Annotated in this window: 29 protein-coding genes; 8 read left to right on the forward strand and 21 right to left on the reverse strand. The window is 70.9% G+C overall.

What is annotated here, in order from left to right; all coding sequences use genetic code 11:
* The 5 genes from A5702_RS23305 to A5702_RS23325 all read right to left on the reverse strand — a co-directional run.
* A partial coding sequence (locus A5702_RS23305) for a tryptophan synthase subunit alpha (RefSeq protein WP_197506674.1) occupies positions 1–391 on the reverse strand: 391 nt, incomplete at its 3' end.
* The gene (gene trpB / locus A5702_RS23310; protein ID WP_068224178.1) at positions 358–1,620 is read right to left on the reverse strand and encodes a tryptophan synthase subunit beta; all 1,263 of its coding nucleotides are present in this window, start codon (positions 1,618–1,620) and stop codon (positions 358–360) included. The genes A5702_RS23305 and trpB, both read right to left, overlap by 34 nt.
* 72 nt (positions 1,621–1,692) lie before the next feature.
* On the reverse strand, positions 1,693–2,511 hold the full coding sequence (gene trpC, locus A5702_RS23315) for an indole-3-glycerol phosphate synthase TrpC (RefSeq protein WP_055404126.1): 819 nt from the start codon (positions 2,509–2,511) through the stop codon (positions 1,693–1,695).
* A gap of 95 nt (positions 2,512–2,606) precedes the next feature.
* The gene (locus A5702_RS23320; RefSeq protein WP_068224180.1) at positions 2,607–3,290 is read right to left on the reverse strand and encodes a TIGR02234 family membrane protein; all 684 of its coding nucleotides are present in this window, start codon (positions 3,288–3,290) and stop codon (positions 2,607–2,609) included.
* Complete coding sequence (locus A5702_RS23325) at positions 3,283–4,821, reverse strand: anthranilate synthase component I (protein ID WP_055404124.1); 1,539 nt, start codon at positions 4,819–4,821, stop codon at positions 3,283–3,285. Before A5702_RS23325 ends, A5702_RS23320 begins: the two co-directional genes overlap by 8 nt.
* 51 nt (positions 4,822–4,872) lie before the next feature.
* Here A5702_RS23325 and A5702_RS23330 point away from each other — a divergent pair, with 51 nt between their 5' ends.
* A complete protein-coding gene (locus tag A5702_RS23330) occupies positions 4,873–5,343 on the forward strand; it encodes a peroxiredoxin (protein WP_068224182.1) in 471 nt (156 codons plus the stop codon).
* Here A5702_RS23330 and A5702_RS23335 read toward each other — a convergent pair.
* Positions 5,333–6,427 carry a calcium:proton antiporter gene (locus tag A5702_RS23335; RefSeq protein WP_068224184.1) on the reverse strand — a complete coding sequence of 365 codons (1,095 nt, stop codon included), beginning with the start codon at positions 6,425–6,427 and terminating at the stop codon, positions 5,333–5,335. The genes A5702_RS23330 and A5702_RS23335 overlap by 11 nt on opposite strands.
* 105 nt (positions 6,428–6,532) lie before the next feature.
* On the opposite strand from A5702_RS23335, the gene A5702_RS23340 reads away from it, so the two are divergent.
* Entirely contained in the window at positions 6,533–8,044 is a 1,512-nt protein-coding gene (locus tag A5702_RS23340; protein ID WP_068224196.1) for a serine/threonine-protein kinase, read from the forward strand.
* Here the strand turns inward: A5702_RS23340 and hisI are convergent.
* From hisI to hisD, 8 genes are read right to left on the reverse strand one after another with little or no spacing between them, the layout of a single operon-like run.
* Positions 8,041–8,388, reverse strand: coding sequence for a phosphoribosyl-AMP cyclohydrolase (hisI, locus tag A5702_RS23345; protein WP_055404120.1), 348 nt, complete (start codon positions 8,386–8,388; stop codon positions 8,041–8,043). The two genes, A5702_RS23340 and hisI, sit on opposite strands and share 4 nt — an antisense overlap.
* Positions 8,385–9,170, reverse strand: coding sequence for an imidazole glycerol phosphate synthase subunit HisF (hisF, locus tag A5702_RS23350; RefSeq protein WP_055404119.1), 786 nt, complete (start codon positions 9,168–9,170; stop codon positions 8,385–8,387). The genes hisI and hisF overlap by 4 nt, the downstream gene beginning before the upstream one ends.
* Position 9,171: 1 nt before the next feature.
* The gene (locus tag A5702_RS23355; RefSeq protein WP_068224199.1) at positions 9,172–9,972 is read right to left on the reverse strand and encodes an inositol monophosphatase family protein; all 801 of its coding nucleotides are present in this window, start codon (positions 9,970–9,972) and stop codon (positions 9,172–9,174) included.
* Between the two features lie 7 nt (positions 9,973–9,979).
* A complete protein-coding gene (gene priA, locus A5702_RS23360; protein ID WP_068224201.1) occupies positions 9,980–10,714 on the reverse strand; it encodes a bifunctional 1-(5-phosphoribosyl)-5-((5-phosphoribosylamino)methylideneamino)imidazole-4-carboxamide isomerase/phosphoribosylanthranilate isomerase PriA in 735 nt (244 codons plus the stop codon).
* A complete protein-coding gene (gene hisH / locus A5702_RS23365; RefSeq protein ID WP_068224216.1) occupies positions 10,714–11,337 on the reverse strand; it encodes an imidazole glycerol phosphate synthase subunit HisH in 624 nt (207 codons plus the stop codon). The genes priA and hisH overlap by 1 nt, the downstream gene beginning before the upstream one ends.
* On the reverse strand, positions 11,334–11,966 hold the full coding sequence (hisB, locus tag A5702_RS23370) for an imidazoleglycerol-phosphate dehydratase HisB (protein ID WP_068224222.1): 633 nt from the start codon (positions 11,964–11,966) through the stop codon (positions 11,334–11,336). The genes hisH and hisB overlap by 4 nt, the downstream gene beginning before the upstream one ends.
* Positions 11,963–13,099 carry a histidinol-phosphate transaminase gene (locus tag A5702_RS23375; protein ID WP_068224225.1) on the reverse strand — a complete coding sequence of 379 codons (1,137 nt, stop codon included), beginning with the start codon at positions 13,097–13,099 and terminating at the stop codon, positions 11,963–11,965. The genes hisB and A5702_RS23375 overlap by 4 nt, the downstream gene beginning before the upstream one ends.
* Positions 13,096–14,412, reverse strand: a complete 1,317-nt coding sequence (gene hisD, locus A5702_RS23380; protein ID WP_156669726.1) for a histidinol dehydrogenase — start codon at positions 14,410–14,412, stop codon at positions 13,096–13,098. The genes A5702_RS23375 and hisD overlap by 4 nt, the downstream gene beginning before the upstream one ends.
* Before the next feature lie 105 nt (positions 14,413–14,517).
* Here hisD and A5702_RS23385 point away from each other — a divergent pair, with 105 nt between their 5' ends.
* Positions 14,518–14,940 (forward strand): nitroreductase family deazaflavin-dependent oxidoreductase, encoded by a 423-nt coding sequence (locus A5702_RS23385; RefSeq protein ID WP_068224232.1) that lies wholly within the window; start codon positions 14,518–14,520, stop codon positions 14,938–14,940.
* 116 nt (positions 14,941–15,056) lie between these two features.
* Here the strand turns inward: A5702_RS23385 and A5702_RS23390 are convergent, their stop codons facing one another.
* Positions 15,057–16,085, reverse strand: a complete 1,029-nt coding sequence (locus A5702_RS23390; protein WP_068224235.1) for a zinc-binding dehydrogenase — start codon at positions 16,083–16,085, stop codon at positions 15,057–15,059.
* Between the two features lie 40 nt (positions 16,086–16,125).
* On the opposite strand from A5702_RS23390, the gene A5702_RS23395 reads away from it, so the two are divergent.
* Positions 16,126–16,692, forward strand: a complete 567-nt coding sequence (locus A5702_RS23395; RefSeq protein ID WP_068224239.1) for a TetR/AcrR family transcriptional regulator — start codon at positions 16,126–16,128, stop codon at positions 16,690–16,692.
* Positions 16,693–16,802: 110 nt separating this feature from the next.
* Here A5702_RS23395 and nadC read toward each other — a convergent pair whose 3' ends face one another.
* Genes nadC through nadA form a run of 3 tightly spaced genes read right to left on the reverse strand, consistent with a single transcriptional unit; the run spans position 16,803 to position 20,283 of the window.
* Positions 16,803–17,654, reverse strand: coding sequence for a carboxylating nicotinate-nucleotide diphosphorylase (gene nadC / locus A5702_RS23400; RefSeq protein WP_068224242.1), 852 nt, complete (start codon positions 17,652–17,654; stop codon positions 16,803–16,805).
* A complete protein-coding gene (locus A5702_RS23405) occupies positions 17,654–19,237 on the reverse strand; it encodes an L-aspartate oxidase (RefSeq protein WP_068224245.1) in 1,584 nt (527 codons plus the stop codon). The genes nadC and A5702_RS23405 overlap by 1 nt, the downstream gene beginning before the upstream one ends.
* Positions 19,234–20,283 carry a quinolinate synthase NadA gene (gene nadA, locus A5702_RS23410; protein ID WP_068224247.1) on the reverse strand — a complete coding sequence of 350 codons (1,050 nt, stop codon included), beginning with the start codon at positions 20,281–20,283 and terminating at the stop codon, positions 19,234–19,236. Before nadA ends, A5702_RS23405 begins: the two co-directional genes overlap by 4 nt.
* Positions 20,284–20,329: 46 nt before the next feature.
* Between nadA and A5702_RS23415 the strand changes: the two genes are divergently transcribed.
* Positions 20,330–21,040 (forward strand): NUDIX domain-containing protein, encoded by a 711-nt coding sequence (locus A5702_RS23415; protein WP_055404195.1) that lies wholly within the window; start codon positions 20,330–20,332, stop codon positions 21,038–21,040.
* Between the two features lie 187 nt (positions 21,041–21,227).
* The gene (locus A5702_RS23420) at positions 21,228–22,568 is read left to right on the forward strand and encodes a lipase family protein (protein ID WP_055404194.1); all 1,341 of its coding nucleotides are present in this window, start codon (positions 21,228–21,230) and stop codon (positions 22,566–22,568) included.
* On the opposite strand, the gene A5702_RS23425 is transcribed toward A5702_RS23420, so the two are convergent.
* Genes A5702_RS23425 through bioB form a run of 3 tightly spaced genes read right to left on the reverse strand, consistent with a single transcriptional unit; the run spans position 22,563 to position 24,468 of the window.
* Positions 22,563–23,195, reverse strand: coding sequence for a DUF2567 domain-containing protein (locus A5702_RS23425; protein ID WP_068224249.1), 633 nt, complete (start codon positions 23,193–23,195; stop codon positions 22,563–22,565). The two genes, A5702_RS23420 and A5702_RS23425, sit on opposite strands and share 6 nt — an antisense overlap.
* The gene (locus A5702_RS23430) at positions 23,192–23,419 is read right to left on the reverse strand and encodes a hypothetical protein (RefSeq protein ID WP_055404217.1); all 228 of its coding nucleotides are present in this window, start codon (positions 23,417–23,419) and stop codon (positions 23,192–23,194) included. The genes A5702_RS23425 and A5702_RS23430 overlap by 4 nt, the downstream gene beginning before the upstream one ends.
* A 14-nt stretch (positions 23,420–23,433) precedes the next feature.
* Positions 23,434–24,468: a biotin synthase BioB gene (bioB, locus tag A5702_RS23435; protein ID WP_068224251.1), complete on the reverse strand. Its 1,035-nt coding sequence runs from the start codon at positions 24,466–24,468 to the stop codon at positions 23,434–23,436.
* A 130-nt stretch (positions 24,469–24,598) separates the two neighbouring features.
* Between bioB and A5702_RS26795 the strand changes: the two genes are divergently transcribed.
* Together A5702_RS26795 and A5702_RS23440 are read left to right on the forward strand one after the other, a co-directional pair.
* A complete protein-coding gene (locus A5702_RS26795) occupies positions 24,599–24,769 on the forward strand; it encodes a hypothetical protein (RefSeq protein ID WP_197281283.1) in 171 nt (56 codons plus the stop codon).
* Positions 24,770–24,857: 88 nt separating this feature from the next.
* On the forward strand, positions 24,858–26,702 hold the full coding sequence (locus A5702_RS23440; RefSeq protein ID WP_068224252.1) for a hypothetical protein: 1,845 nt from the start codon (positions 24,858–24,860) through the stop codon (positions 26,700–26,702).
* The last annotated feature ends 6 nt before the right edge of the window (positions 26,703–26,708 follow it).

Raw genomic sequence — 26,708 nt, forward strand, 5'->3', positions numbered from 1 at the left:
GCGCGAACGCGTCGACCCCGTAACGCAACACGGGATTCCAGTAGGTCATCACCACGGCGCGCCCGCCGGCCGCGCTGATCGCCTCGACCGCGGCGAGCGTGTCCCGCACCCGCACCCCCCCTTGCAGCGCGGCCTCGGTGGCGCGGGCGATGGTCGGCCCGTCCATGCCCGGATCCGAATAGGGCACCCCGACTTCGATGAGGTCACAACCGGATTCCACCAGGGCGCGCATCCCGTCCACCGAGGTCGGCACGTCGGGGTAACCGGTGGGCAGGTAGCCGATCAGGGCCGCGCGATTGTCGTTGCGGCACGCCTCGAAGACCGACCCGAGCCTGCTGGCATGTTTTTGTTCCACGGTCACCGCTCGCCCGGCCCCATCAGGCCGAACCATTTCGCGGCCGTCTCGACGTCCTTGTCCCCCCGCCCCGAGAGGTTCACCACGATGATCGCGCCCCGCCCCAACTCCAGGCCCAACTTCACCGCGCCGGCCACCGCGTGTGCCGATTCGATGGCGGGGATGATGCCCTCGGTGCGGCACAGCAGCGCGAACGCGTCCATCGCCTCCGCGTCGGTGATCGGCCGGTACTCGGCGCGCCCGATCTCTTTGAGATACGCGTGCTCGGGCCCCACCCCCGGATAGTCCAGACCCGCTGAGATGGAATGGGATTCGATGGTCTGGCCATCCTCGTCCTGCAGCAGGTACGAGAACGAGCCCTGGAACGCGCCGGGCGAACCACCGGCGAAAGTCGCCGCGTGCCTTCCGGTTTCGACCCCGTCACCGGCGGCCTCGAAGCCGACCAGACGCACGCCCGGATCGTCGATGAACGGGTGGAAGATGCCGATGGCGTTGGATCCGCCGCCGACGCAGGCCACCACCGCGTCGGGCAGCCGGCCCGCCTGAGCCTGGATCTGCACGCGTGCCTCCAGGCCGATGATGCGCTGGAAATCGCGCACCATCGCCGGAAAGGGGTGCGGGCCCGCCGCGGTGCCGAAGCAGTAGTAGGTGTTGTCGGCGTTGGTCACCCAGTCGCGAAACGCCTCGTTGATGGCGTCTTTGAGCGTTTTCGAGCCGCTCTGCACCGACACGACCTCGGCGCCCAGCAGGCGCATCCGCGCCACGTTGAGCGCCTGACGCGCGGTGTCGACGGCGCCCATGTAGATGACGCATTCCAGCCCCAGCAGCGCGCACGCGGTGGCGGTGGCGACGCCGTGCTGCCCGGCGCCCGTCTCGGCGATGACCCGGTTCTTTCCCATCCGCTTGGCCAGCAACGCCTGACCGAGGACGTTGTTGATCTTGTGAGAACCGGTGTGGTTCAAGTCTTCTCGTTTGAGGAAGATGCGCGCCGAACCGGCGTGCTCGGACAGCCGGGTGGCCTCGTACAGCGGTGACGGCCGGCCGGCATAGTTGGCCTGCAGGTCGTCCAGGGTGTCCAGGAAATCGGGGTTGATGCGTTCCTTCTCGTAGGCGGCGGTGACCTCTTCGATCACCGCCATCAACGCCTCCGCGACGTAACGGCCGCCGTACACGCCGAAATGACCACCCGGGTCAGGTTCATGGGAGGTGGGTTCGGCGACGGCTGCACTCGGAAGGGGAAGGTCCGGGCGGGACAGATTGACCATCACCAATGCTCTACGCGGATACGGCTCATGGGGTTCAACGTTTCGGCGCCGGTGCTGCTCAAGACTCGACGACTAGCGTGAGGGTTTCGGACAGGACGGGTGAGTGCCCGCGGTCACCAGGTCGGCGACGGCGGCGCGCGGGTCACCGCTTTTGACCAGACCCTCGCCGACCAGAACGGCGTCCGCGCCGGCGCCGGCGTAGGCCAACAGATCCCCGGTGCCGCGGACACCGGACTCGGCGATCCTGATCACGTTGCTGGGCAGGCCCGGAGCGATGCGCGCAAAGCAATCCCGGTCGACCTCCAAGGTGGCGAGATCGCGCGCGTTGACACCGATTACGTTGGCCCCGGCCTTGAGCGCCCGGTCGGCCTCTTCCTCGGTGTGCACCTCGACAAGGGCCGTCATGCCCAGTGATTCGGTGCGGTCCAGCATCGACACCAGGGCCGACTGGTCCAGCGCGGCGACGATCAGCAACAACATGTCGGCGCCGTGCGCGCGGGCCTCGTGGATCTGATACGGCTGGACCACAAAGTCCTTGCGCAACACCGGTATCGAGACCGCGGCGCGAACCGCGTCGAGGTCGTCGAGCGATCCGTGGAACCGCCGCTCCTCGGTCAGGACGCTGATGATGCGGGCCCCGCCATCCTCGTACGCGCGAGCCAATTTCGCCGGATCGGCAATGGTCGCCAGGGAACCCGCGGACGGGCTGGCCCGCTTGACTTCGGCGATGACACCGATGCCCGGCTCGCGCAGGGCGGCCATCACGTCGCGCGGCGGCGGCGCCGCGGCGGCGGCGGCCTTGATTTCGGACAGGCTGATGAGCGCTTCGCGCGCGGCGACGTCGGCCCGGACTCCCTCGAGGATGGAGTCAAGCACGGTAGCCGGACTCATGCCTGTTGCTTCCCTTCGCGCGGTCACCCATCGCCAATCTGATAGCCGATTGCGACGACGTGAATGAAGGGTAGCGGCACTCGGGTCGCGGCCCGTCACCGACCCTCGGTGTCCGACTTGCGATCGGTCGGGTCCCCCGTCGGGTCGGCGCCCTCGTCAAGCGCGTCCCAGATCATCCGCTCCGACATTTCCGGCGTCTCCGGCTGCTCCAGCATCGCGCCGTCGCCCTCGTCGCGTAGCACATTTGAGCGGCGCGTCGCCGGCGCCGCATACTTTTCCGCGCTCAACCGGGCCGACCCGGAGTCTCCGGCCGACCGCAACAGCAGCACCGCCGCGACCAGGGTGCACACCGCGGCGGCCACCGCGATGCCCGCGCCCCAGTACCGGCGTTCGCTGCCGACCAGCGACATCACCGCGACGTGCGCCAGATCCGCCCCGCGCACCGCGACGTCGGGCAGCGCCCACAGGCTGACCCCGAGATATCCGACCGCCAGGCTGGCCAGCGCCAGCAGCCCGGCCAGCACCCGCAGCTGCCAGCCGCGCACCGCGATCGCCGCCACGGCCGTCGCGAGCATGAGCACCGCCAGCGGCACCAGCGCCGTCGACCAGGCCGCACCGGACAGCGTCACCTCGCGCGGCGGACCCAGCCCGTCGAACGACCGGACCACCACCCACGGCAGCCGTGACGCCGCCCATAACGCCGCCGCGGATGCCACCAGCAACACCTGGGCCACCCGGACGGCCAGCCGGGCCCGCCGATTCGGCCGCGCCTCAGTCATGGTGACCGGTGTCGGGCGCGGTCAGGGTCTCGGCGGCGGCGATCGCGTTGAGCACGGCGCGCGCCTTATTGGAAGCCTCGGTGTACTCGTACGGACCGTTGGAGTCGGCCACCACCCCGCCGCCGGCCTGCACATAGGCGGTGCCGTCGCGCATCAGCGCGGTGCGGATGGCGATCGCGAAGTCGGCGTTGCCGGCGAAGTCGAGGTAGCCGACCACGCCGCCGTAGAGGCCGCGGCGCGTCTTCTCCACCTCCTCGATCAGCTCCATGGCGCGCACCTTCGGCGCGCCCGACAGCGTGCCGGCCGGGAAGCAGGCCGTCACGGCGTCCAAGGCGGTCCGGCCCTCGGCGAGCATCCCCGTCACCGTCGACACCAGGTGCATCACGTGGCTGTAGCGCTCGATGTGGCTGTAGTCCTCGACGCGCACGGTGCCCGGCGCGCAGACCCGGCCAAGGTCGTTGCGGCCCAAGTCAACCAGCATCAGGTGCTCGGCCCGTTCCTTCTCGTCGGCCAGCAGCTCCTTCTCCAGCAGCTGGTCCTCCTCGTCGGTCTGCCCGCGCCACCGGGTTCCGGCGATCGGATGCGTCATCGCCCAGCCGTCGTGCACGGTGACCAGCGCCTCCGGGCTGGAGCCGACCACCGAAAAGTCGATTCCCCCAGCGCCGTTCGGGACATGCATCAGGTACATGTAGGGGCTGGGGTTGGTGACGCGCAGCATCCGGTACACGTCGATCGGGTCGACGTCGGTGTCCATCTCGAAGCGCTGGGACGGCACCACCTGGAAGGCCTCGCCTGCGGCGATCTGCTCGACGAGGTAGTCGACGATCTTGCCGTACTCCTCGACGCTGCGCTGCGCGCGATAGCGCGGCTCGGGCCGGTCGAACGTGCCGACCGTGGACGGCAGCGGCTGGCCGAGCGCCGCGGTCATCACGTCCAGGCGGGCGACCGCGTCGTCGTAGGCCTCGTCGACCCGCTCGTCGGTGCCGTTCCAGTTCACCGCGTTGGCGATCAGCGTGATGGTGCCCTCGTGGTGGTCGACGGCGGCCACGTCGGTGGCGAGCAGCAGCAGCATGTCCGGCAGGTGCAGGTCGTCGACGGCCAGCTCGGGCAGGCGCTCCAGGCGCCGCACCATGTCGTAGGCGAACAATCCGACCATGCCCCCCGACAGCGGCGGCAGCCCGGGCAGCGCAGCGGTGGCCAGCAGCTCCAGGGTGGCCCGCAGCGCGTGCAGCGGGTCGCCGCCGGTGGGCGCGTCCTGCGGCGCCGCGCCGAGCCAGACCGCTTCGCCGTCGCGGACGGTCAGCGCCGACGGCGCCCCGGCGCCGATGAACGACCAGCGCGACCAGGATCGGCCGTGCTCGGCGGATTCCAGCAGGAACGTGCCCGGGCGATTGGCGGCGAGCTTGCGGTAGGCCGACAGCGGCGTCTCGCTGTCGGCCAGCACCTTGCGGGTCACCGGAACCACCCGATGCTCGGCGGCGAGCTGGCGGAAGTCCTCTCGGGAGGTCGTCGCGGCGAGGTGGGCGTGCACCGAACCATCCTCGCAGATGCATTTGCCCAGCCCGGGCGTAGCCTGACGCCCATGAAAACTGGTGACACCGTCGCGGACTTCGAACTTCCCGACCAGACGGGAACGCCCCGCAAGCTCAGCGACCTGCTTTCCGGCGGGCCGGTGGTGCTGTTCTTCTACCCCGCCGCGATGACGCCCGGCTGCACGAAGGAGGCCTGCCACTTCCGGGACCTGGCCGCCGAATTCGCCGCCGTGGGCGCCAACCGGGTGGGCATCAGCGTCGATCCGGTGCAGAAGCAGGCCAAGTTCGCCGACCTGCAGAAGTTCGACTACCCGCTGCTGTCGGACACCGAGGGCACCGTCGCCACGCAGTTCGGCGTCAAGCGCGGCCTGCTCGGCAAGCTGCTGCCGGTCAAGCGCACCACCTTCGTCATCGACACCGATCGCACCGTGCTCAACGTGATTTCCAGCGAATTCAGCATGGACACCCACGCCGACAAGGCGCTCGAGACGCTGCGCGGCCGGTCGGCGCCTACGGGCTGATCGCCAGGAACACGTACGCGGCGAGCAGCACCAGATGCAGCTCGCCCTGCAGCCGGGTGGCGCGCCCGGGCACGACCGTCAGCATGCTGATCACGACGGTCAGCGCCAGCAGCACCAGCTGAATGGGACCCAGGCCGAGCACCAGGGGCCCCTTGAGCCAGATGGACGCCAGCGCGATCACCGGAATGGTGAGCCCGATGCTGGCCATCGCCGAGCCGTACGCGAGGTTGAGGCTGGTCTGGATGCGGCCCTGGCGCGCGGCGCGCGCGGCCGCCAGGGTTTCCGGCAGCAGCACCAGCGCGGCGATCACCACGCCGACGAAGGACTGCGGAAACCCGACCGCGGTCACCGCGCGCTCGACGGCCGGCGATTCCTCCTCGGCCAGCCCCACCACCGCGACGAGCGCCACCAGCAGCAGCCCCAGGCTGCCCAGGGCGGCGCCGCGGCTCGGCGGTTCGGCGTGGCTCTCGTCCTCGAACAGCCGCTTGCGCTGGCCCTTCTGGGCGATCGGCAGGAAAAAGTCGCGGTGGCGCACCGTCTGGGTGAAGACGAACACCAGGTACACCAGCAGCGACGCGACCGCCGCGAACGCCAGCTGGCCGGGCGAGAACTCCTTGCCCACTTGGCTGGTGGTGAACGCGGGCAGCACCAGGCTCAGCGTCGCCAGCGTGGTGACCGTGGCCAGCGCGGCGCCACTGCCCTCGGCGTTGAACAGCGTGACGCCGTAGCGCCGGGAGCCGAGCAGCAGCGACAACCCCGCGATGCCGTTGGTGGTGATCATCGCCGCCGCGAACACGGTGTCCCTGGCCAGCGTCGCGGCCTCGTTGCCCCCGGACGCCATCAGCGAGACGATCAGCGCCACCTCGATCACCGTCACCGCCGCCGCGAGCACCAGCGAGCCGAACGGCTCCCCGACCCGGGCCGCGACCACCTCCGCGTGATGCACGGCGGCCAGGACGGCGCCGATGAGCAATGCCGCCGCCAGCGCGACCAGCGCCGGGCCCAGCTTCTCGCCCCAGATCACGGCCAGCACGGCGACGGCAAGCAGCGGCACGACCGCGGTCCACGACACCCGTCTCAACATCGACCGCCATTCTCATCGAAGGCACCCGATCGGTCGACTTCTTCCCGCCCGATCACGGTCCCGAATTACCGGCCCGTGCAACGGCGGCCTCAGTAGCATGCTCACATGCCGACGACCGAAGGCCTCGCCGAAGGAGAGGTGTTCGCCGGTTACACGATCGTGCGGCGCCTGGGGGTCGGCGGCATGGGGCAGGTGTATCTGGCGCAGCACCCGAGGCTGCCCCGCCGCGATGCGCTCAAGGTCCTGCCCGGCGAGCTGACCGAGAACGACGAATTCCGCCAGCGCTTCAACCGCGAGGCCGATCTGGCCGCGAACCTGTACAACGAGCACATCGTCGGAATCCACGACCGCGGGGAACACGAAGGGCAACTGTGGATTTCGATGGACTACGTCGAGGGGACCGACGCAGCACAGCTGCTGCGCGAGCAGTATCCGTCCGGCATGCCCGCGGCACACGTCGTCGAGATCGTCTCCGCGGTGGCCGACGCGCTGGATTACGCGCACGCCCGCGGACTGCTGCACCGTGACGTCAAGCCCGCCAACATCCTGCTGGGCTCCCCGCAGGCGGGCAGGCGCCGGATCCTGCTCGCCGATTTCGGAATCGCCCGCGAGCTGGACGAGATCAGCGGGCTCACCGCGACGAACATGTTGGTGGGCACCACCGCCTACTGCTCCCCCGAGCAATTGCAGGGCGCGGAGCTGGACGCCAGCACCGACCAATACGCGCTGGGCTGCACCGCGTACAACCTGCTGACCGGCACGGCGCCGTTCCACCACTCCAACCCCGCCGTGGTCATCAGCCAGCACCTGTCCGCGCCGCCGCCGCGCCTGAGCCAGTCGCGGCCCGACCTGGCCGCGCTCGACCCGGTCATCGCGAAGGTCCTGGCCAAGCACCCGAGCGAGCGGTACGCCAGCTGCACGGATTTCGCCGCCGCGCTGGCCGGGCGCCTCGACGGCGCGCGACGCACCGAAGTGATCGCCGCGCCCACCGAAGCCATCGCGTCAACGCCGGATGTCCGCGCTCCCGAGCCCGAAACCCCGTCCGCACCAATGGAAGCCGCGCCATCGCCGCGGCGGGGCGGCCGGTCGGGCTCGACGACACTGGTGGCGGCGCTGATCGCCATCGCGCTGGTCGGAATCGCCGCCGTGGTCGGCATCCTGCTGGTTCGCGGCCACGCCAACCGGCCTGACACCAATCCCCCTGCGACGTCGGCGGGCGGGCCGGTTCCGGCGCTCAAGCTGTCGGGGCAGCTCACCGATCGGGCGGGCGTGCTCGGCCCGCTCGAATCCGACGCGGTGAACCGGGCGCTGACCAAGCTCTACGACGGGCGGGGCACCCGGCTCTGGGTGGTCTACGTCAACGACTTCGGCGGCCGCAAACCCTTCCGATGGGCCGAAGACACCATGCGCGCCAACGGTTTCACCGACAGCGACGCAATCCTGGCCGTCGCCACCGGCGAGTCAACGTTCTCGTTTCGAGTGCCGGACGCGGTGGTCAACAGGACGGCCATCGACGTCGAACTGATCCGTCGCCACATCGAGCCCGCCGTGGCGCGGCACGAGTGGGCCCGCGCCGCGATCGCCGCGGCCAACGGGCTGGACTCGGTGCCGGGCTAGGCCTCGGGTTGCAGCAGCACGTCGGCGTCGAAGCAGCTGTGGTCGCCGGTGTGGCAGGCGCCGCCGACCTGGTCGACCGTCAGCAGCACGGCATCGCCGTCGCAGTCCAGTCGCACCGCGTGCACGTATTGGGTGTGCCCCGACGTCGCCCCCTTGACCCACTGCTGGCCGCGGGACCGCGAAAAGTACGTTGCCTCACGGGTTTCCAGCGTCCGCTCCAGCGCGGCGTCGTCCATCCAGGCGACCATCAGCACGTCACCGGTGCCGCGCTCCTGCACCACGGCGGTGAACAGGCCGTCGGCGTTGCGCTTCAGCCGCGCGGCGATCTGCGGGTCGAGCGTCATCGCACGGTGATCCCTTCCGCCGCCATGGCCGCCTTCACCTGCCCGATGGTCAACTCACGGAAGTGAAAGACGCTGGCCGCCAACACCGCATCGGCGCCCGCGGCGACGGCGGGTGCGAAGTGCTCGACGGCACCTGCGCCGCCGCTCGCGATCACCGGCACCGTGACCGCCGAGCGCACCGCTTTGAGCATCGGCAGATCGAACCCGGCCTTGGTGCCGTCGGCGTCCATAGAGTTCAACAGGATCTCGCCCACCCCCAGATCGGCGCCGCGCGAGGCCCATTCGACGGCGTCGATCCCCGTCCCACGGCGCCCACCGTGGGTGGTGACCTCCCAGCCCGACGGTGTCGGCGGCGAGTCGGGCGGCACCGTGCGGGCGTCCACGGACAGCACGATGCATTGCGAGCCGAACTGCCTTGCCATCTCCTCGAGCAGGTCGGGCCGGGCGATGGCGGCGGTGTTGATCGAGACCTTGTCGGCCCCGGCGCGCAGCAACACGTCGACGTCGGCCACCGTGCGCACCCCGCCGCCGACGGTCAGCGGGATGAACACCTGCTCGGCCGTGCGCCGCACGACGTCCAGCATGGTCGATCGCTCGGACGACGACGCGGTCACGTCGAGAAAGGTCAACTCGTCGGCGCCCTCGGCGTCATAGGCCGCGGCGAGCTCGACGGGATCACCCGCGTCGCGGAGGTTTTCGAAGTTGACGCCCTTGACCACCCGGCCGGCGTCGACGTCCAGGCACGGGATCACCCGCACCGCAAGGCCACTGGCGGCGGACATGTCAGTAGTCCTCCGGCCGTCCGGTGCCGCGCAGCAACTCGAGTATCTCGGCGTGCGCGGCGGGCCCCGCCGCAAGCGCGGAGTCGGACGCGGGCGTCCAGTGTTCGCCGTGGATGTCGGTGACGACGCCGCCGGCCGCCCGGACCAGCGCGACCCCGGCGGCGTGATCCCACACGTGCCCGCCGAAACTGATCGAGGCGCCGAGGATGCCGTCGGCCACGTAGGCCAGGTCCAGGCCGGTCGAACCGTGCATGCGCAACCGCGAGGAGACCCGGCTGAGGTTCTCCAGCACCGCGATCCGGTACCGCCCGGGGAACCGGCCCCGCGCGTCGGCGCTGAACGAGCCGGCGCCGACGAGCGCGTCGGACAGGTCGACGGGGGCCAGGGACGGTTGCGCCGCACCGTTTTTCATCAGGGGGCCGCCCACCACCGCCGTGTAGCGCTGGTCCACGAACGGCAGCCAGGTCAGCCCGGCCACCGGATCGCCGTGGTGCAGCAGGCCCAGCAATATCCCGGCCATCGGCGACCCGGCCGCGTAGTTGAACGTGCCGTCCACCGGATCGAGCACCCACACCCATTCCGAGTCGACGTCGGCCCCGCCGTATTCCTCGCCGTGCACACCGATCCCGGTGGTCTCCTCCAGCGCGCCGACCACCTGCCGCTCGATCGCCAGATCGACGTCGGTGGCGAAGTCGTTGCCCTTCTTCTGCACCGCCGAATCGGCGCGGTGGCCGGCGACGAACGGCTCGGTGGCGTCGTCGAGGATGGCCGAGGCCTTGGCCACCAACGCGTCCAGGTCCATCGCGGCCCTACCCGGCCACCGCGGCCAGCGCCTGCGGCAGCGTGAACCGACCGGCGTAGAGGGCCTTTCCGACGATGGCGCCTTCCACCCCGTGTTCGGTGAGGGTGGCGATGGCGCGCAGGTCGTCCAGGCTGGACACCCCGCCGGAGGCGATCACCGGCGCTTCGGTGCGGTCGGCGACGGTGGCCAGCAGGTCGAGGTTGGGGCCGCCGAGCGTGCCGTCCTTGGTGACGTCGGTGACGACGAACCGCGAACACCCCTCGCCGTCAAGGCGTTCCAGCACTTCCCACAGGTCGCCGCCGTCGGTCTCCCAGCCGCGCCCGCGCAGCCGGTGCTGCCCGTCGACGATCTGCACGTCCAGCCCGACGGCGACCTTGTCGCCGTGTTCGGCGATCGCCCGCGCGCACCACTGCGGGTTTTCCAGCGCCGCGGTGCCCAGGTTGACCCGGGTGCAGCCGGTCGCCAGCGCGGCGGCCAGGGAGTCGTCGTCGCGGATGCCGCCGGACAGCTCCACGTTCACGTCGAGCTTGCCGACCACCTCGGCCAGCAGCTCGCGGTTGGAGCCGCGCCCGAACGCCGCGTCCAGGTCCACCAGGTGGATCCACTCGGCGCCGTCGCGCTGCCAGCCCAGCGCGGCGTCCAGCGCCGAGCCGTACTCGGTCTCGCTGCCGGCCTTGCCTTGGACCAGCCGGACAGCGCGGCCGTCGACCACGTCGACCGCGGGGAGCAGAATCAGCGGCATTACGACAGTCCCTCAATCCAGTTGCGCAGCACGGCCGCACCGGCGTCGCCGCTCTTCTCCGGGTGAAATTGGGTGGCCGACAACGGCCCTAGCTCGACGGCGGCCAGGAACGGCACCTGGTGGGTGGCCCAGGTGAGCACGGCCTCGGGCGATCCCTCCCAGCGCTGCGCCGCGTAGGAGTGCACGAAGTAGAACCGGGTGTCGGCGTCCAGCCCCTTGAACAGGGCGGTGCCCGCGCCGGCGTCGACCACGTTCCAGCCCATGTGCGGAATGACCGGGGCGTCCAGCCGGGTGACCGCGCCCGGCCACTGGCCGCAACCCGTTGTCCGCACGCCGAATTCGACGCCGGTGGCGAACAGGATCTGCATGCCGACGCAGACCCCGAGCACCGGGCGCCCGGCGGCCACCCGGTCGGCGATGCTGCGGTCTCCCCCGACCTTGCGCAGGCCGGTCATGCACGCCTCGAAGGCCCCGACGCCCGGCACCACGAGGCCGTCGGCGGCCGCGGCGGCGTCGGCGTCGGCGGTCACCTCGACCGACGCGCCCGCCCGCTGCAGCGCGCGCTGGGCCGACCGTAGGTTGCCCGAGCCGTAATCCAGGACGACGACGGATGGTGTTGTCACAGAACACCTTTGGTGGACGGCACGTCCGACACCCGCGGATCGGGCTCGACGGCCTGCCGCAACGCGCGGGCCACGGCCTTGTACTGCGCCTCGGTGATGTGGTGCGGGTCGCGCCCGTACAGGACGCGCACGTGCAGCGCGATACGGGCGTTCATCGCCAGCGACTCGAAGACGTGCCGGTTGATGACGGTGTGGTAGGGCACCGAGCTGCCGGCGATGGTGGTGTGCCGCAGGTGATCCGGCTCGCCGGTGTGCACGCAGTAGGGCCGGCCGGACACGTCGACGATGGCGTGGGCCAGCGTCTCGTCCATCGGGATGAAGGCGTCGCCGAACCGCCGGATCCCCTTCTTGTCGCCGAGGGCCTGCCCCAGCGCCTGGCCCAGCGCGATCGCGGTGTCCTCGATGGTGTGATGCCCCTCGATCTCGACGTCACCTTTGGTGTGCACGGTCAGGTCGAAGCTGGCGTGCGTGCCCAGGGCGGTCAACATGTGGTCGTAGAAGGGAACGCCGGTGTCGACGTGGACCTGCCCGGTCCCGTCGAGATCCAGCTCGATGACGATGTCGGATTCCTTGGTGCGGCGCTCGATACGTGCGCGCCGCGTCGCTTTTCCTGCTTCGGTGGTGGTCACGGGGCTCCTACGGGGGTGGCTGGGGCGAGTTCGGTGGCGGCGATCGGGGCGCTGGCCCGCAGGAACGCGTCGTTCTCCTCGGCGAGTCCGGTCGTCGCGCGCAGATAGCCGGGAATCCCGACGTCGCGGATCAAGATGCCGGCCTCCAGGTAGCGCCGCCACGCCGCGGGAGCGTCGGCGAACTGCCCGAACAGCACGAAGTTCGCGTCGCTGGGGATCACCCGAAAACCCATGCGCGTCAACGCGTTCGAGACGCGTTCGCGTTCGGCGATCAGCGCCGCGACGCTGCTCAGCGTGTCGTCGGCGTGCCGCAACGCGGCCCGCGCCGCCGCCTGGGTGACCGACGACAGGTGGTACGGGAGCCGCACCAGCAGCATCGCGTCGATCACCGCGGGCGTGGCGATCAGATACCCGAGCCGCCCGCCGGCGAAGGCGAACGCCTTGCTCATGGTGCGGGTGACGATGAGCCTGGTCGGATACTCCCGCACCAGCCCCACGGCGCTGGGCTGTGAGGAGAACTCGCCGTAGGCCTCGTCGACGATCAGGATGCCGGGCACCGCGTCGAGCAGCCGGCGCAGATCGGGCAGCGAAACGCTTTGCCCGGACGGGTTGTTGGGGCTGGCGATGAAGACCACGTCGGGTCGGCGCTCGCTGATGGCGGCGACGGCGGCGTCCACGTCGAGGCTGAAGTCGTCGGCGCGCACCCCCTCCAGCCATTCCGTACGGGTGGCGTCGGAGATGATCGGGTGCATCGAATAGGACGGGACGAACCCGATCGCGGTGCGCCCGGGCCCACCGAACGCCTGCAGCAGCTGCTGCAGGATCTCGTTGGATCCGTTTGCCGCCCAGACGTTTTCCGTTCCGAGCGGCACCCCGGTCTGCGCGGTGAGATAAGCGGCCAGGTCGCGACGCAGGGCAGACGCGTCCCGATCCGGATAGCGGTGCAGGTCCGCGGCCGCCTCGGCCACCGACCGCACCACGTCGTCCACCAGCGCCCGGCTGGGCGGGTGCGGGTTCTCGTTGGTGTTCAGCCGCACCGGGACCGCCAATTGCGGTGCGCCGTAGGGCGTTTTGCCGCGCAGGTCGTCGCGCAGCGGCAGGTCCTCGAGGGTGGGGTTCTCCGGTGCGGTCATCGCTCGAACCTCCGCCGGATCGCCTCGCCGTGCGCCGGCAGGTCTTCGGCCTTGGCCAGCGTGACCACGTGGCCCGAGACGTCCTTGAGCGCGGCCTCGGTGTAGTCGACGACGTGGATGCCGCGCAGGAAGGTCTGCACGGACAGGCCGCTGGAGTGGCGGGCGGAGCCCGCCGTCGGCAGCACGTGGTTGGATCCGGCGCAGTAGTCGCCGAGGCTCACCGGCGAGTAGGGCCCGACGAAAATCGCTCCGGCCGAACGGATTCGGGCGGCCACCCGCGGCGCGTCGGCGGTCTGGATCTCCAGGTGCTCGGCGGCATAGGCGTTGACCACCCGCACCCCGTCGTCCAGGTCGTCGACCAGGATGATCGCCGACTGGCGGCCGCCGAGCGCGGCGGCCACCCGTTCGCGGTGCACGGTGGTTCGCAGCTGTTCGGCCACCTCGGCGGCGGTGGCGTCGGCCAGGTCGGCACTCGGGGTGACCAGCACGCTGCCCGCCATCTCGTCGTGTTCGGCCTGACTGATCAAATCGGCGGCCACGTGCGCCGGATCGGCGGTGTGGTCGGCGAGGATGGCGATCTCGGTGGGGCCGGCCTCGGCGTCGATGCCCACCCGCGAGCGGCAGAGCCGCTTGGCGGCGGTGACGTAGATGTTGCCGGGTCCGGTGATCATGTCGACCGGCGCCAGCTCGGCGCCATCGGTGTCGGTGCCGCCGTAGGCCAGCAGCGCCACCGCCTGCGCGCCGCCGACGGCCCACACCTCGTCGACCCCGAGCAGCCGGGCGGCCGCCAGGATGGTGGGGTGCGGCAGGCCGTCATAGCGGGCCTGCGGCGGGCTGGCCACCACCAGCGAGCCGACGCCGGCGGTCTGCGCCGGCACCACGTTCATCACCACGCTGGACGGGTAGACGGCGTTGCCGCCGGGCACGTAGAGGCCGACCCGCTCGACCGGGACCCACCGCTCGGTCACCGTCGCGCCGGGGCCGAGGGTGGTGGTGACGTCGGCGCGGCGCTGGTCGGCGTGCACGGCGCGGGCGCGCTCGATCATCACCCGCAGGGCGTCGACGACGTCGGGGTCCAACCCGACCAGCGCGGCCTCGAGCGCCGCCTCGGGCACCCGGACGGACGCCGGCCGCACCCCGTCGAACGACTCCCCGAACTCCAGCGCCGCCTCGGCGCCCCGCTCGGTCACGGCCGCCACGATCGGCCGCACCTTGGGCAGCACGCTTTCCACGTCCGCACCGCCGCGCGGCAGCGCGGTCCGCAGGCGGGCAGCCGTCAGCTCGACGCCCCGCAGGTCGATGCGGGCCATCACGGGCGCGGAACCGGTACTCATCGCCTCCATTGTCCCAGAGCAACTCAAGTCGATTTCCGACCGGTACAGTGCCGATCAAAGGCCCACACAACGCAGGGAGCCGTCATGTCCGCGAAGGATCACCCCAACAACGCCCCGGGCGTCCCCATGGTGTTCCCGCCTTGGTTCGAGCGTTTCCAGATCAAGTATTTCAACCCGGCGGTCAAGCCGATCGCCCGTTTTCTGCCCGGGACCGCGACCATCAAGCACCGCGGCCGCACCTCCGGCACGCCGTACGAGACGATCATCACCCCCTATCGCAAGGGCAACGTGCTGGCGATCGCGCTGGGCCACGGCAAGACGAACTGGGTCAAGAACGTGCTGGCGGCCGGCGAGGCCGACGTCCAGTTCGGCCGCAACCGCGTGGTGCACATCACCAACCCGCGCATCCTGCCGGCCGGCACCGAGGGTCCCGACGCCGAGCGCCTGCCGCGGATGGCCCGCATCCAGCTGCGCCGGATCGGCGTGTTCGTCGGCGACATCGCCTGACTTTCTTCACGGCGTCCCGCGTGCGCTGACGGCTTTCCGCGTGCGCTGACGGCGGGATTCCCGCGATTTCCCCGCCCTGGGCGCACGCGCGAGGCCGTAAACGCACACCCGACCACCTACGCCCGGGTGAAGACCGTCTTGCCGGTCATCGCCGGCCAGGCCGAGGGGGCGTCTTCCCAGGCGACGACGCGGTCGACGGCCGGCGCCACGTTCAAGCCGCCCGCCAGCAGTTCGAGCACCCGCGGGATGACCGTGCGCGCGCTGACGCGTCCGGTGATGAACCGCACGCCGCGCGAGTACATCGGCAGCAACGGCATCTCGACCCGGTATTCGGGGTAGATGCCGGTGTCGGTGCACACGCCGTCCGGCCAGGTCGCCCGCAGCGTCGCCGCCAGCAGCGCCGGATCGCTGGTGGTGTGCACGGTGACCGGGTAAGCGCCCCACGACTTGTCGGGTTTGGCGGCGTCGTGGGCCACCGCGCCGAGCTTCTCGGCGGCGGCCAGCCGCTGCGGGTCGGTGTCGACGTAGTCGACGTGGGCGCCCAGCGCCGCGGCGATCGCCGCCGAGTACAGGCCGATCGACAGGCGTCCGAACACGAGAACGCGGCGATCGACCGGGTCGAGCGCGTCCAGTTCGGCACCGAACGGCCCGACGGTGCGCCAGCCGTCGGGAATGTTGTCCGACAGGGACGCGACCGAAACGGGGTCGACGCCGTCGGGCAGCGGGATCAGCATCGCGTCGGCGTACGGGACCAGCACCAGGTCGGACATGAAGCCGCCGCCGTCCAGGCCGGCGATCGGTGCCATCCCGTAGGCCGCCATGAACGGCACGGCGCTGCACGAACCGGTGACGCCGCGGCGGCATTCGCGGCAGTCCCCGCAGTTGATCTGGAACGGCACCACGACGCGGTCGCCGACCCGGGCGCCCCTGACGGCGTCGCCGACGGCGACGACCTCGGCCAATCCCTCGTGCCCCACCGCGTACCCCGGTGGCAGCGGTAGCCGCCCGTTGCACACCGCGACATCGAGGTCGCAACACGCCACGGCCAGCGGCCGGACCAGCGCCTGCTCGGGCGCGCCGAGCTGGGGTTCGGGCACCTCCCGCCACGCGTACCGCCCGGTGTCTTCGTATGTCAGCTGCCTCATCTCTGCATTCTTGAGTGATCATTCAAGTAAAGTCAAGAGCATGCCGAGACCGGATCGCAGCCGCACCGCGTTGATCGAGAAGGCCGCCACCCTGTTTCGCCGGCAGGGCTACGCGGCGACCGGCCTGAATCAGATCCTCGAGGAGGCCGGCGTCAAGCCCGGTTCGCTGTATCACCACTTCCCGCGGGGCAAGCAGCAGTTGGCCGCGGCGGTCGTCGAGATCGAGGGGACGGGCATCGAGCAATTGCTGCGCCGGTTCCTGGCGACCGGCCGGCCGCCGGCCGACATCGTCGATCGCTGGATCGACCTGCTGGCGGCGGGGTTGGCCGGTGACCGGCGCGACGGCTGCCCGATCGAGCCGATCGCTACCGAGTCGGTGAACGCGAGCCCGCTGGTGCGCGAGGCGTCGGCGCGCGCCTTTGCCGGCTGGTGCGCGGCGGTCGAGGAACGGCTGCGCTCCGACGGCTGGGCCGAGGACGAGGCCAACCGGGTTGCGCTGGCGGTGATCTCGCTGATCGAGGGGGCACTGATCCTGTCCCGGACCTCCGGTGACGCGGGCGCGCTGGACGCGGCCAAGCCGGCGGCGCGCACGCTGCTGCGCGGCTAGCGCGCTGACGGCTTTGCGAGTGCGCTCACGGCGGGGATTTCGCAATGTCTTCGCCATGGACGCACGCCCGAAGCCCCAGGCGCACGCGGCTGCGCCAACGGCTAGAAGCCCTACATATCCAGGCCGACGTCGAGCGCGCGCACCGAATGCGTGAGCGCGCCGACGGCCAGGTAGTCCACCCCGGTGGCGGCGTACGTGGCGGCGTTGTCGAGGTTTAGCCCGCCGGAGGACTCCAGCAGGACGGCGGGGGCGCGGGCGTCGCGGCGCTGCACGGCCATCTGCGTCTGCCACACCGGGAAGTTGTCCAGCAGGACCAGTTCCGGCTTTTCGGCCAGCACCTCGTCCAGCTGCTCGAGGGAGTCCACCTCGACCTCGCACGGCAGCTCCGGGGCCGCGTCGCGCACCGCCCGCAGCGCGTCGACCACCGAGCCGGCGGCCACCACGTGGTTGTCCTTGATGAGCGCCGCATCCCCCAGCCCCAGCCGGTGGTTGACGCCCCCGCCGACCCGGACCGCGTACTTCTGCAGGGCGCGCAGCCCGGGCAGGGTCTTGCGGGTGTCGCGGACCTTGGCCTTGGTGCCGTCCACGGCCGCCACCCAGGCCGCCGTCGTGGTGGCGATGCCGGACAGGTGGCAGACCAGGTTCAGCATGGTCCGCTCGGCGGTCAACAGGCCGCGGGTGTCCGCGCGCACGGTCAGCACCGGCTCGCCCGGCTGCAACCGGGCGCCGTCTTCGACGCGGTGCAGCACGTCGTAGCCCCCGGCGAGGACGGCGTCGAGGACCAGCAGCGCGACCTCGACGCCGGCGATCACGCCCGGCTCCCGGGGCACCATCGACGCGGTGGCCACCGCGCCGGCGGGCACCGTCGCCAGTGTGGTGACGTCGGGGCCGTAACGCAGGTCCTCTTCCAGCGCGCGCCGGATGGTGTCCTGGGCGGCGCTGCGTTCCTCGGGCTGCATCATCAGCCCACCGCCGCCAGCGCCTCCACCAGCACCTGGTCGTCGGCCAGCCGCAGCACGCTGCTGCGGGCCTGTTCCGGGGCCGGGTCCGGATACTCGGCGCGGTGGTGGCAGCCGCGGCTCTCGCTGCGGGCCAGGGCCGCGGCGGTCACCGCGCGCGCGGCCACCGTCAGCGCGACGTCCTCGAAGTCGCGGCGGCCCCCGATGGCCCGGGCGGGCGCCCCGGACAGCGCGTCGGACAGCCGGTTCAGTCCCGCGGCGTCGCGCACCACCGAGGCGTCGCGGCTCATCGCGACCTGCAGTTCGGCGCGCCGCGGGGCGGTGTGCACGCTCGGCTCGGGCGCGGTCGCCCGGACCCGCCCCGCCGCCACCGCGTGCGCGGCCGCGGCCTTGCCGGCCCGTCCCCCGACCACCAGGCCTTCCAGCAGGCTGTTGGACGCCAGCCGGTTGGCGCCGTGCATGCCGGTGCGCGCCACCTCGCCGGCGGCGAACAGCCCCGGCAGCTCGGTCTGCCCGTGCACGTCGGTGACGACGCCGCCGCAGCTGTAATGCGCCCCCGGCACGACCGGGATGGGTTGGCGGGCCGGGTCGATGCCGGCGGACCGGCACGCGGCGGTCACGGTCGGGAAGCGGGCCGCGAAGCCCTCGATGCCGCGCGCGTCCAGGAAGACGCACGGGTCGCCGGTGGCCTTCAACCGCGCGTCGATGGCGGCCGCGACGACGTCCCGCGGCGCCAGGTCGCCCATCGGGTGAACACTCGCGGTGACCGAATTGCCTTGCCGGTCAACCAGTATCGCGCCCTCACCGCGGATGGCCTCGGTGACCAACGGGCGCCGCCCGCCGGCCCCGCCACCGTAGAGCATCGTCGGGTGGAACTGGATGAACTCGAGGTCGCTGACCGCGACGCCGGCCCACAGCGCCAGGGCGATGCCGTCGCCGGTGGAGCCTTCGGGGTTGGTGGTCGCGGCGTAGAGGTGGCCGAGCCCGCCGGAGGCCAGGATCACCGCGGGCGCGCTGATGATGCCGTACCCGTCGGGGTTGCCGACCGCGACGCCGGTCACGGCTTCTCCGCCCAAGGAGCCGTCGTGCAACACGCACAGGGCGACGTGGCTGGTGCGGATGTCGAGCAGCCGGGCGGCGTGGTCGAGCGCGCGCTGCACCTCGGCGCCGGTGGCGTCCCCGCCCGCGTGCACGATCCGCCGGCGCGAGTGGCCGCCCTCGCGCGTCACGTCCCAGCGGCCGGGCACCGCCTCGTCGAATCGCGCTCCGGCACCGACCAATTCGGACACCGCGAGGTAGCCGTCGGCGACGATCGAGGTCACTGCGTCGGGATCGCAGAGGCCCGCGCCCGCGGTCACGGTGTCGGCGACGTGGGCCTCGACGGAGTCGTCGTTGTCGGGCAGGACCACCGCGATGCCGCCCTGGGCGTAGTGGGTGGCGGTCACCCCGCGCGCCTGGTCGGCCTTGCTCAGCACGACGACGCTGCGCCCGGCGCGGTGGGCGGCCAGCGCCGCGGCCAGACCCGCGACGCCGGTACCGATGACGACGACGTCGGCGCTGTGCGTCCAGGCCGGCCGGACGATCATTCGCCGCCGCCCGGTTGACCGATTGCGATCATGCGCTGCACACTGCGCCGGCCCGCGGCGGCAATCTCGGGGTCGACGTCGACCTCGTCGGCGCCCTCCACCAGGCAGCGCAGCAGCGCCGCGGGCGTGATCATCTTCATGTACTTGCACGACGCGCGGTCGTTCACCGCGCGGAAGTCGACTTGCGGTGCGGCCCGGCGCAATTGGTGCAGCATGCCGACCTCGGTGGCGACCAGCACCTTGCGGGCCCGGGTGTGGTGGGCGGCGTCCAGCATGCCGCCGGTGGACAGGATCTTGACCCGGTCGGCCGGGAAGGCGCCCTCGCCGGCGAGGTACAACGCCGAAGTGGCGCAACCACATTCGGGGTGCACGTACAGGTCGGCGTCCGGGTTGGCCCGGGCCTGCTCGGACAGCTCGTCGCCGTTGATCCCGGCGTGGACGTGGCATTCCCCGGCCCACACGTGCATGTTCGTCCGGCCGGTCATCCGGCGCACGTGCGCTCCGAGGAACTGGTCCGGGCAGAACAAGACCTCACGGTCGGGGTCGATCGAATTCACCACGTCCACGGCGTTGGACGATGTGCAGCAGATGTCGGTGAGCGCCTTCACCGCGGCGGTGGTGTTGACGTAGGAGACCACGACGGCGCCGGGGTGCTCGTCCTTCCAGGCGCGCAGTTCGTCGGCGGTGATCGAGTCGGCCAGCGAGCAGCCCGCCCGCTGGTCGGGGATGAGCACAGTCTTGTCGGGGCTCAGGATCTTGGCGGTCTCGGCCATGAAGTGCACGCCGCAGAACACGATGGTGTCCTCGGGCGCCTCGGCGGCGATCCGGGACAGCGCGAGCGAGTCGCCGACGTGGTCGGCGACGTCCTGGATGGCGGGCAGCTGGTAGTTGTGCGCGAGCACGGTGGCGCCGCGCAGGTTGGCCAGCCGGCGGATCTCGGCGGCCCATTGCGCGTCGCCGTCCACGCCGGCGTAGCCGGTGGGCGAATTGGTGACGTCGGCCATCATGTCTTCGGCGAGCGTGTCCATGCGATTGATAACCGTCACGGCGGCTCCTTTCAGCCCGACAGGTTTTCGACTTATAATCGAAAACATGGGCCATACTAGCACTGAACACGAGGTACTTGCGGTCGTGTTTCAGGTTCGCCAGGTAACGGCGGCACCGCGAAGACAGAAACCGCAGCTGAACGTGCTGTTGTGGCAACGCGCCAAAGACCCGCAGAAGGGCGCCTGGTCGCTGCCCGGCGGGCGACTGCGCAACGACGAGGACATGACCACCTCGGTGCTGCGCCAGCTGGCCGAAAAGGTGGACCTCAAAGAGCTGGCCCACCTCGAGCAGCTGGCGGTGTTCTCCGATCCGCAGCGGGTGCCGGGCAACCGGGTGATCGCCTCGACCTTCCTGGGCCTGGTGCCCTCCCCCGCCACCCCGGAACTGCCGCCGGACACCCGCTGGCACCCGGTGAGTGCGCTGCCCCCGATGGCGTTCGACCACGGCCCGATGGTGGAGCACGCCCGCACGAGGCTGGTCGCCAAGATGTCGTACACCAACATCGGATTCGCCTTGGCGCCAAAGGAATTCGCTCTTTCAACGCTGCGTGACATCTACGGTGCCGCGCTGGGTTACCAGGTCGACGCCACCAACCTGCAGCGGGTGCTGGCCCGCCGCGGGGTCATCACGGCGACCGGCACCATCGCGCAGTCCGGGCGCAGCGGCGGGCGGCCGGCGGCCCTCTACCACTTCACCGACTCGAGGCTGCGGGTCACCGACGAATTCGCCGCGCTGCGGCCGCCGGGCCAGATTTGACGACCGGGGCCCGCCGCCGCCTCCACTAAACTGGACCGGAAGGTCTTCCGGGGGACGCGACTAGGGCGCCATCAGTGGCGCGTCTTACCTGCGGGCACACAGACGAACTCGCTCACACACGGCGATTACGTTTTGGTTACCTGCCGTTGGTGCGCGAGAATGCCGGGTGGCCTAGAAGGGAGCCTCAATGGCTGAGCTCGGCAATCTGGCAGGCACGCGTGGCGCGGAATGGATCGCCCGGCCGCCGCACGAGGAACTGCAGCGCAAGATCCGCCCGCTGCTGCCCTCGGACGACCCGTTCTACCAGCCGCCGCTCGGCTTCCAGCACGCCGAGCCCGGGACGGTGCTGCGCTCCCGCGACGTCGAGCTCGCCTTCCTGGGGCTGATCCCGCAGCCGATCAAGGCCGTCCAGCTGCTCTACCGGACGATGGACATGCACGGCGAGCCCGAGGCGGCGGCGACCACGGTGATCGTCCCCGCCGAACTCGCCCCGGAGCGGCCCTGCCCGCTGCTGTCCTACCAGTGCGCGATCGACGCGGTGTCGTCGCGTTGCTTCCCGTCCTACGCGCTGCGACGCCGGGCGAAGGCCCTCGGATCGATCGGCCAGTTCGAGCTGTTCCTGATCGCCGCCGCGGTGGCCGAGGGCTGGGCCGTCTCGGTGCCCGACCACGAGGGGCTGCGCGGGCTGTGGGGCGCGCCGTACGAACCCGGCTACCGGGTCCTCGACGGCATCCGGGCCGCCCTGGGCTCGGAACGCCTCGGGCTGTCGCCGGCGGCGCCGATCGGGCTGTGGGGCTACTCCGGCGGCGGCCTGGCCAGCGCCTGGGCGGCCGAGATGTGCGCCGACTACGCGCCCGAACTGGACATCGTCGGAGCGGTGCTGGGATCGCCCGTCGGCGACCTGGGCAACACCTTCCGCAGGCTCAACGGCAGTTTCCTGTCGGGTCTGCCGGCGCTCGTGGTCGCCGCACTCGCCCACATCTACCCCGAGCTGGACCGGGTGATCAAGGAGCACAGCAACGAGGAGGGCCGCGCCCTGCTCGAGTCGCTGGAGAAAATGACCACCGTGGAGGCGGTCGTGAAGATGGCCGGCAAGAACATGGGCGACTACCTCGACGAGCCGCTCGAGACCATCCTGTCGACGCCCGAGGTCACGCACGTCTTCGAGAGCATCAAGCTGGGCGCCGCCGTGCCGACGCCGCCGGTGTTGATCGTGCAGGCCGTCCACGACTACCTGATCGACGTCAACGACATCGACGTGCTCGCCGACGCCTACTCGGCCGGCGGCGCGCGGGTCACCTACCACCGGGACGCGTTCAACGAGCACATGCTGCTGCACCCGCTGTCGGCGCCGATGACGCTGCGCTGGCTCACGGACCGGTTCGACGGCAGGCCGCTGACCGAGCACCTGATCCGCACCACCTGGCCCACGATGTTCCATCCGATGACCTACGTCGGGATGGCCCGGCTGGCCAAGATCGCGGCGAAGGTCGTCTTCGGCCGCAGCATTCACCGCCGCCCGCTATGACACGGCCGCTTCGGCGGCGCCCCCTGAAGACACCGGCAACGCGGCCGACGAGCGGTCGCCCGCCGGCGGGACCCCCAGGTCGTCGCGGGCGTCCGCGGCCGCGAACACCGCATACACCAGCGCCGCGATAGCGGCGGGCCACAGCAGCGTCAGCGCCACCTGCAGCGGGTGGTCCGCGAAGAAAACCGGGGGCGCCTGCACGACGTAGGCCACCGACGGGCTCTTGGTCAGCGGCACCGCATCGAAGTTCAACGCGCCGAAGCGGATTCGGACCAGGGCCGCCCCGACCGCCGTCGCGACCGCGGCGGCGGTCACCAGGCCGGCCGTGAGCGCGACGACCATCCCCGGCCCGCGGCGCGCGCGCCACTGCCACGCCAGCACCGGCGCCACCACCGCCAGCACGGTCAGCAAACCCAACATCAGGCTCGGCGCGTCGAAGAAGTGCTCCGACTCGGTGCCGAGATAGTCGTGCACCCGCTCGCCGGCCCGCGTCACGGCCACCACGGCGTGGATCGGCGGGGCGATCCAGCCCCACACCCCGCCGAGCACCGCGCCGGCCGCCGCGGACCCCAGCCCGGCGCCGGCGACGGCGCGCCAGCGCGGCCTACCCGCCGTGGCCCCGGTCACCGCCGGTCCTCCAGGTCGACTGAGTCGACCTCACCGTGCCGCGAGCACCGCGCCCGCCAGCCGTCGGGGCGCACCTGCACCACCATCCGGCGCCCGCATTCGGCACAGAATCGCGGCGGCTCCAGACCCAACTGCGCCGCCGTCGGCACCGCGGTGCCCCCCAATTCGCCGGTGTAGACGTTGTAGACGCCGGCGCTGACCGGAGCGCCCAGATCCCCAACCACGGTTTCCACGCTTCTTACAGGGTGGCGTTGAGCGCCTTGATGGGCATCTGCAGGTCGTCGAGCAGTTCCAGATCGGCCTCGGCCGGCCGGCCGAGCGTGGTGAGGTAGTTGCCGACGATCACGGCGTTGATGCCGCCCAGGATGCCCTTCTTGGCGCCCAGGTCGCCCAGCGTGATCTCGCGGCCCCCGGCGAAGCGCAGCATCGCGCGGGGCAGGGCCAGCCGGAACGCGGCCACCGACTTCAGCGCCTCGGCCACCGGCAGCACCTCCAGGTCGCCGAACGGTGTGCCGGGGCGCGGGTTGAGGAAGTTCAACGGCACCTCGTCGGGGCCCAGCTCGGCCAGCTCGGCGGCGAACTCCGCGCGCTGCTCGAGCGTCTCGCCCATGCCCAGGATGCCGCCGCAGCACACCTCCATGCCGGCGTCGCGCACCATCGACAGGGTCTGCCAGCGCTCTTCCCAGGTGTGGGTGGTGACGACGTTGGTGAAGAACGAGCGGGCGGTCTCCAGGTTGTGGTTGTAGCGGTGCACGCCCATCTCGGCGAGCTGCTCGACCTGCTCGGGGGTCAGCATCCCCAGCGAGCAGGCGATGTTGATCTCGACCTCGTTGCGGATCGCCTCGATGCCGGCCCCGACCTGGGCCATCAGCCGCTCGTCGGGCCCGCGCACGGCGGCCACGATGCAGAACTCGGTGGCTCCCGACTTGGCGGTCTGTTTGGCGGCCTCGACCAGGCTCGGGATGTCCAGCCGGGCGCTGCGCACCGGGGAGGCGAACAGGCCCGACTGCGAACAGAAATGGCAGTCCTCGGGGCAGCCGCCGGTTTTCAGGCTGATGATGCCCTCGACCTCGACCTCGGGTCCGCACCAGCGCATCCGCACCTCGTGGGCCAGCTCGAGCAGGTCGTCGAGCCGGTCGTCGGGCAGCTGCAGCACCCGCAGCACCTGGTCCCGACTCAGTCCCTCGCCGCGCTCGAGCACCTGTTCACGGGCCACGGCCAGGATGTCCGCGTCGTTGGCGCCGGTCACCGGTCGAGTTGCCGCTTGAGTCACCAGTACTCCCCTGCATCGTCGGGCGCCGCGCGCGCGACCCCCTGCCCCACGGTCGTGGTGGCCTGGATAAAAGTGTTCAAAGTAGGGTAACGGCCGCAGTACATGCCGTCCGCCGGGGTATCTCACCACCATGACCGATCCGCACGTCGCCTATGTGGCCCACCACATGATCCTGCTGGCGATCCCGGCGTTCCTGCCGGCGATCATCGTCGTCGGCGTGATCCTGTACGTCGCGCTGAAAGACCGCCGCTCCCCCGGCGAGTCGGAGGACACCGAGAGCCGCACCGACGAAAATCGGTGATTGATCGGCCCCTGATTTGGGCATTCCGCTTCGTGCGAGCTGCATCACAGCTCGCCAGGCGGTCGGGCGCTGTTGGGAGGGTTGGACGATGAAATCGGCGGAACTCACTTTCGTTGCCGAGGCGCCGGCGCGCGGCGCCGGCCTCAACCAGGTGATCGGGCTGTCAGTGGCGGCGGTCGTGATCGCGGCGGTCATGCTCTGGGTCGGCTACGCCCACCGCACGCATCGCATCCAGTGGCTGACCCGGGTGGCCGACAAGCTCGGCGAGAAGTTCCACCGGCCCAATTGGGTGGCGCTGCCGGTCATGATCTTCACGACGTTCATCATCTGCGCCTTGTTCGGGTTCATCTGGGACGTCAGCTGGCACATCGGCAACGGGCGCGACCCCGGCCCGCTGGCCAACCCCGCGCACTACTTCATCATCATCGGGCTGTTCGGAATCTTCGTCGGCGGCGCGGTCTCGATGGTGCTGCCGTTCGACAAGCCGGGGCCCGCGGCGGTGCGCATCACCCGCAACTGGTACGCGCCCGTCGGCGGCATCCTGATGGCCGGCTGCGGCATGTACGCGATGATCGGGTTCCCGCTCGACGACATCTGGCACCGGATCTTCGGCCAAGACGTAACCCTTTGGGGCCCAACGCATTTGATGATGATCGGCGGGGCGTGTTTCTCGCTGTTCTCGGTGCTGATGCTGGAGCGTGAAGGCGAGGCGCACGAAGCCGGGGAGGTATTCCACGGCGCGTTCATCACGTTCCTGCGGTACCTGTCCTTCGGCGGGTTGTTCATCGGCCTGTCCGTCTATCAGATCGAGTTCGACTTCGGGGTCCCGCAGTTCCGGCTGGTGTTTCAGCCGATGCTGATCGCGGCGGCGTCCGCGCTGGCGGCCGTGGCCGCGCGCCTGACGATGGGCCGCGGCGCCGCGATCATCGCGGCGGTGTTCGCCATCGCGCTGCGGGGCGCGGTTGCGGTGATTGTCGGGCCCATCCTCGGCGCCCCGATCAACTGGTTCCCGCTGTACCTCGGCCCCGCCCTCGTCGTCGAGCTGGTGGCCCTGACCCCGCTGATCAAGCGCCCGCTGGACTTCGGCGCCGTCTCCGGCCTCGCGGTGGCCACCGTGGGGCTGTGGCTGGAGTCGCTGTGGATCGGGGCGGTCTACAACTACCCATGGCCGACCAGCATGTGGGGCGAGGCGCTGGCCATGGCGGTGCCGGTGGCCGTCCTGACCGGAACCTGCGGGGCGATGTTCGGCATGGTCCTCACCGGCGAGCGCCTGCCGGGCCGCCGGCTCGGCATCTCCGTCGTCGCGCTGACGGTGCTGGTGATCGGCGTGGCGGTGGCCAACGGGTTGCACATCACCGTGCCGAGCAAGAACACCGCCACCGTGACCCTGACGGACCAGCCGAGCCCGCCCGGGCAGCGCATGGTCTCGGCCGACGTGATGATCTCACCGACCACCATGGTCAGCGACAACCCGGACTGGCTGACGATCCTGTCCTGGCAGGGGCGGATGCAGAACCACCGGGGCCTGATGATCGACAAGCTCGCCAAGGTTGGGCCCGGGCATTACCGGTCCACCCAGCCGGTCCCGGTGTGGGGTGACTGGAAGACGCTGTTGCGCGTGCAGGACGGCCGGATGATGACGGCCGTCCCGATCTACGAGCCGGCCGACGACGCCATCCCGGCGCCCGAGGTCCCCGCGCTCGCGTCCAGCACGCGGCCGTTCGTCCTGGAGGTCACCATCCTGCAGCGCGAACGCGACCAGAGCGCGCCGGCCTGGCTGTTCACCGCCGGCGGGATCGTGGTGCTGTTCCTGACGCTGGCGGTGATCACCGCCCTGAGCTGGGGCGCGGGCCGGATCAACAACTACGACAGCCTCCCGAAGCGGCCCGAGGAACAAAAGCACCCGGTGCCCGATACGCCCCGGGCGGCGTGATCGATG

Source organism: Mycobacterium sp. E3339 (genome assembly GCF_001666915.1).
Taxonomy (GTDB): Bacteria; Actinomycetota; Actinomycetes; order Mycobacteriales; family Mycobacteriaceae; genus Mycobacterium.